4 protein-coding genes are annotated in these 5,072 nt (G+C 63.0%); 1 reads left to right on the top strand and 3 read right to left on the bottom strand.

Features of this window, described 5'->3' with window-relative positions; genetic code table 11:
• Window positions 1-114 precede the first annotated feature (114 nt).
• From ACP690_RS17930 to ACP690_RS17920, 3 genes are all read right to left on the bottom strand, one after another.
• Window positions 115-3,093, bottom strand: coding sequence for a Tn3-like element ISMpo10 family transposase (locus ACP690_RS17930; protein WP_012449407.1), 2,979 nt, complete (start codon window positions 3,091-3,093; stop codon window positions 115-117).
• Window positions 3,094-3,097: 4 nt separating this feature from the next.
• Window positions 3,098-3,682, bottom strand: coding sequence for a recombinase family protein (locus ACP690_RS17925; RefSeq protein WP_010339849.1), 585 nt, complete (start codon window positions 3,680-3,682; stop codon window positions 3,098-3,100).
• A gap of 133 nt (window positions 3,683-3,815) precedes the next feature.
• Window positions 3,816-4,292: a YkgB family protein gene (locus tag ACP690_RS17920; RefSeq protein WP_010339850.1), complete on the bottom strand. Its 477-nt coding sequence runs from the start codon at window positions 4,290-4,292 to the stop codon at window positions 3,816-3,818.
• 104 nt (window positions 4,293-4,396) lie between these two features.
• Here ACP690_RS17920 and ACP690_RS17915 point away from each other — a divergent pair, with 104 nt between their 5' ends.
• Entirely contained in the window at window positions 4,397-4,939 is a 543-nt protein-coding gene (locus ACP690_RS17915; protein ID WP_010339851.1) for a MarR family winged helix-turn-helix transcriptional regulator, read from the top strand.
• The last annotated feature ends 133 nt before the right edge of the window (window positions 4,940-5,072 follow it).

The following is a 5,072-nucleotide window of genomic DNA, read 5'->3' as shown; positions in this document are numbered from 1 at the left end:
TGAACGTCCAGACCAACGTATTTCACTGCCTCCGTCATGACTCGTCTCCGCTGCTGACAAATCCATCATCAGCATCTCAGATTCGAGCCTCCAAGGCTCCGGCAGTCATGGGGTCTAAGGTTTTGCCGTGCCTTCGACGGCGCGCATCTGGCGAAGCGGTCTGAGCGCGGTGGATGGCGCATCGGGATCGGTCCAGAGGTAATCGCCGGTGAGATTGATATGCTGCCAACCGAGCGGTGATAGGTGTTGCAGCAGGTCCGGCGGGACCGGCCGGCCGAGGTTGGCGAGATGCATCCGGGCGGCTTGCAGGTAGGTCGTGTTCCACAGGACGATGGCACCGGCGACGAGGTTCAGCGCGCTCGCCCGATGGCTTTGGGCTTGCAGCGCATGATCGCGGATACGGCCGATGCGATGGAAGAAGATGGCGCGTTTCAGGGCATTTTCCGCTTCTCCCTTGTTGAGTTCGCGGGTGGCGCGGCGACGCTGTTCGGGCTGCTCGATCCAGTCGAGCGTGAACAGGGTACGCTCGACGCGACCGATCTCGCGCAACGCCAGTGCCAGGCCGTTGGCGCGTGGATAGGAGCCGAGCCGTTCCAGCATGATCGAGGCGCTGACGACGCCTGTGCGGATCGAGGTTCCCAGTCGCAGCACGTCGTCCCAGTGTGCCTCGATCAGACCTTCGTCGATGCGGCCCGCGACCAGCGGCGCAATATCGGGGCCGGGTTCGATGCCGTTAAACAGGTGCAAACGGCGTGCGGCGATATTCGGGATACGCGGCGCGAACCGGAACCCAAGCAGATGACATAGCGCGAACACATGGTCGGAGACGCCCCCGCCATCGACGTGATGCTCTTCGATGTGCAGATCGGCGCCGTGGTGGAGCAGCCCGTCGAGCACCTGTGCCGCCTCGCTCGCCGAAGCGGAGATAACTGTGGAATGGAACGGCGCGTAGCGATCCGAGACGTGGCTGTAAAAGGAGACAGCCGGCTCTGTCCCCTTGTGCGGATTGACTGCGCCGGTTGCCTGGGCGCGGCGGTCGAGCGGAAAGTTCTGACCGTCTGAGCTGGACGAGGTGCCGGACCCGAACAGCGCGGCCAGCGGCGCGGTGTGTTGGGCGTCGACAAGCCGGGCGAGCGCGCGACCGTAGGTTTCCTCGCGCAGATGCCACGAGGCGAGCCAACCGAGTTGGCGCTGGGTCACGAGATTGCAGGCTTCCGCCATGCGCGTATGGCCCAGATTGGTGGCATCGGCGAGCACCGCCGTGAGGATCGCACGTGGTTCATCCGCGGCACGGCCACTTTGCAGATGCGTGAAGCACTGGCTGAACCCGGTCCATCGATCGACTTCGGCAAGAAGGTCGGTGATGCGGATCGCGGGCAGATGCGCATAGAGCGGCGCAAGGGCGGTATCGGATTCCTCGGGAGTAATCGCCTTCAAGGGCGAAATCCGCAGCCTGCCCAAGCTGAGCTGCACGTCTTCCAGCGCGTCCGTCTCCGCCTTTCGCTCGACCTCGGCCAATCGACGGGCGAGGCGGGCGCGTCGTTCGGCCAGCCAGATATCGGCCGTATCCGGTGCCGGTATCGGCAAGGGGCCGGCCGCGCGCATGTTGGCGAATACGGGGGCAGGAATGAGTTGCTGCTCGACAGCACGATAGCGTCGGCTTCCCTCGACCCACATGTCGCCGGCGCGAAGCCGGTCGCGAAGCTCGACCAGCACGCACAATTCATAGATCCTGCGATCGGGAATGCCGGTGCCGATCGCCCGACGCCAAGCTTGCCGGATGAAGCCGACTGGCGTGCCTGCAGGCAATTTGCGCAGATGACCAAAATGAAGGTCGCGCATGATCGCGACCGCTCGCGCGAGCGCATGGCAGGCTGGCACCGCCCCGAATGTGAACGAGGCGATGAACGAGGGACCGACCTGTCGGAGGACGGGGTAATTGGTCGCGGCGACCGCGACGGGATCGACCGAATCGGGGCGGATCAGCTTGCGGGCTTCATCGACCTCGCGGCCGAGATCATTCCATCCGATCGCTGCCTCGACCGCAGCGCCGATATCGCCACCTGATATCTTGGCGGCGAGCAAGGCAGCGCCGAGTTGGGCAAGCAGCCGGATTTTGCCGTTGATGGTGCGCCGGTTGCGCTTGAGTGTCGTGTCCGCGCTGTTCTGTTCGCGCCGGAACATCTGCCCAAGCAGGCGATCGAACATCAGCACCGCATCGTCGGTGAGGGTAACGATGGTTTCGAGGATGGTCGCCACCAATGTGGCGCGACGCCGCGTCGCTTGCAGCGTCCGAACATGTTGCGCGGTCAGCCGCACGCCTTCCTGGCACAGGCGTCGGAGGCGCTCGGGATGGACGCCTACGGCGATATCCGGATCGATCCCGATGGCCCGAAGCAGTGTCAGTCGCTCGATGATGGCGGCGAATGTCTTTCGGCCGGGCTTGCCGGGTGACTGCCGCACCCAGGCCAGATCGCTCAAGTTCGTGCCTGTGTGGGGCAGGAGAAGCGCATCGAGCAGCCGGCGCTGTCGAGCATCGAGTCCTCGGGTCAGATGCTCGGCGACATGGCGTTCGGCATCGAGCAACGCCTGTGCGACCATCCGCTCGACCGAACTGATGCCCGGCACAATGATGCGCCGTCGCCGGCACTCATCCAGCATCACGCGCGCCAGCCTAGCCCCGCTGGTCGTCGTCAGCGCGATCGGCAGGAGCCATTCCTGCAACGTCGTTCGCAGCGGCCGACTGAGCGGCATGAAGCCGAATGCATCGCGCAGTGCATCGAGCTGTTCGTACCGGGTCGGGCCGCGCGTCGCGTAGTCGGCCAGCACCTCGGGTCCGACCTGCAATTGCTCTGCGACGAACGCGAGCGGCGTATCAGGGATCAGTTCACCGGGTCGCAGGAAACGGCCAGGATAGCGCAGCGCGCAAAGCTGGATCGCGAAACCCAGCCGGTTATGCGGTCGCCTCCGGCGGACGATGATGGCCAAGTCGTCCCGGCTCAATGTCCAGTGCTGGACGAGCAGGGTTTCGTCGTCGGGAAGCGCGAGCAACGCCGCGCGTTGCTCGTCCGACAGGACGGCGCGACGCGGCATCGGCTTAGACCTTGGCCGGTGCGGTCCAGCCGATCCGGGCAAGCGTGCCGAGAAGGGTCGAACGCGGCACCTTGAAGGTCCGGCAGACGGACGCCTTGCTGGCCCCGCCATCCAGCGCGGCGGTGATCCGCTCGAGCGTTTCGGCGTCGATCATCGGCGGGCGGCCACCTTGGCGTCCCCGGCGTTTGGCAGCAGCCAGTCCCGCCATCACCCGTTCGCGCGTGAGCGCACGCTCATATTGTGCCAATGCACCGAACAGCGAGAACAGCAATTCGCCGTGCGGCGTGGTCGTATCCATCTGCTCGGTCAGCGACCGGAACGCGATGCCGCGCGCCTTCAGATCGGTGACGATCGTCAGCAGGTGCGGCAGCGAGCGTCCGAGCCGGTCGAGCTTCCACACGATCAGTGTGTCGCCCGCGTTCAGATAGTCGAGGCAGGCTTTCAGGCCTGGTCGGTCGTCGCGCGCGCCGGATGCCTTGTCGGTATGGAGATGCCGATGATCGACCCCGGTTGCGACGAGCGCGTCCCGCTGGAGATCGACCGTTTGGCGGTCATCGGTCGTTGACACCCGCATATATCCGACCAGCATGTACGACAAACCCTCGAAAGCATGTTTTCGAACACCCTATCAAAGCGACAGGGTTTGTCGATCGTTATGGGCTGAGGCGGGTATGGTTCGGCAAAAGCGCAGGTCCGGAGCGTCGCCTATCACCTGTTTGCCGTCACGCGTCTGCTGTCCGTATGGACGCAAGTAGAAGGCACGCTGATGCCGCAAGAAGCACCAGGTCCTTCAACAGGAACTGTCCGGTTCCGGCCGAAATCGCCGGGAACCCGCCAGCGGTCGGCTCGGCGACGCCAGGCGTGCTCAGGAAAAACGTCAGTGTCACGGCATAAGTCAGGCATGACATCGCCGCGCCGAGAGCGGAGGCCGTCTTGTTGAAAGCACCGATAATCAGCGCAGCGGCCGTCGCGAGCTCGACGGTGCCTATAAAATAGCTTCCACCCTGCACCCCAAAAACGGCCGGAATCCAGCTCATGATCGGACTGTTCTTCATCAATGGCGCGATGCCCATCGCTTCATAGCTCGTGAATTTCATGCAACCGAACCAGAGAAAGATGACCACCAGCGCCCAGCGCAGCAACGCGAGAGACCCGCGAGAGCCGGTCGTCTTTTCAGCTATGTGTAATGTCGAAAACATGGTGCCTCGCTTTCATCATGGCGCATGACCTGCCTTCATGCTTAGACAGGCGTGATATATGCGCTGCGCATACACTATACGCCGTCAATGAATGAGGCAACCCTTTGAACGTACTCTCGGACCGGCTCGTCAATCTGTTCGGCGCCCTCGCAGTGGGCATCACCGATCGAATTAAGAAGGCGGCATTCGACCCGACGATACCCGGCGGTGGCGAAACCACCGCGGCGATCGTCGTCATCGGTCACGCGACCGGTCTTTCGATCGACGAATTAGGACGGGTGCTAGGCTTGTCCCACGCGGGGACGGTGCGGCTTGTCGATCGATTGGTTGCAGCCGGGTTCGCCGTTCGATCCAAAGCGCTACGGGACCGTCGTGCAGTAGCGCTGATGCTCACTGAGGCAGGCGAGACTCGCCTATCTGCGATCCTGCAACGAAGAAACGAGACTTTATCCGAAATCCTTAGCCATGTCTCGAATGCTGACCGCCTCGTGCTGGAACGTATTGCCGAGACAATACTTGCGCAGATGTCTGACGACGCTGTCTCGGCGCTGACGATATGCCGGCTCTGCGACGAGAGGCGATGCTACAACTGTCCGATGGATGCCTTTGGAATGCTGGAGTCGTCGACGCATAGAGTCGACCCATAAGTGCGCGCAGAGACGCTTAGACCCCATGACTGCCGGAGCCTTGGAGGCTCGAATCTGAGATGCTGATGATGGATTTGTCAGCAGCGGAGACGAGTCATGACGGAGGCAGTGAAATACGTTGGTCTGGACGTTC

Origin of the sequence: Sphingomonas sp. DC4900 (assembly GCF_049896485.1) — a bacterium.
Lineage (GTDB): Bacteria > Pseudomonadota > Alphaproteobacteria > Sphingomonadales > Sphingomonadaceae > Sphingomonas > Sphingomonas aquatilis.
The sequence above is the reverse complement of the archived record's forward strand: the minus strand, read 5'-3'. Positions and strand labels throughout refer to the sequence as shown.

What these genes read in the sequence shown, in the direction of transcription:
- ACP690_RS17930 (WP_012449407.1), bottom strand. Translation starts at nt 3,093, where the DNA reads ATGCCGCGTCGCGCCGTCCTGTCGGACGAGCAACGCGCGGCGTTGCTC.
- ACP690_RS17920 (WP_010339850.1), bottom strand. Translation starts at nt 4,292, where the DNA reads ATGTTTTCGACATTACACATAGCTGAAAAGACGACCGGCTCTCGCGGG.
- ACP690_RS17925 (WP_010339849.1), bottom strand. Translation starts at nt 3,682, where the DNA reads ATGCTGGTCGGATATATGCGGGTGTCAACGACCGATGACCGCCAAACG.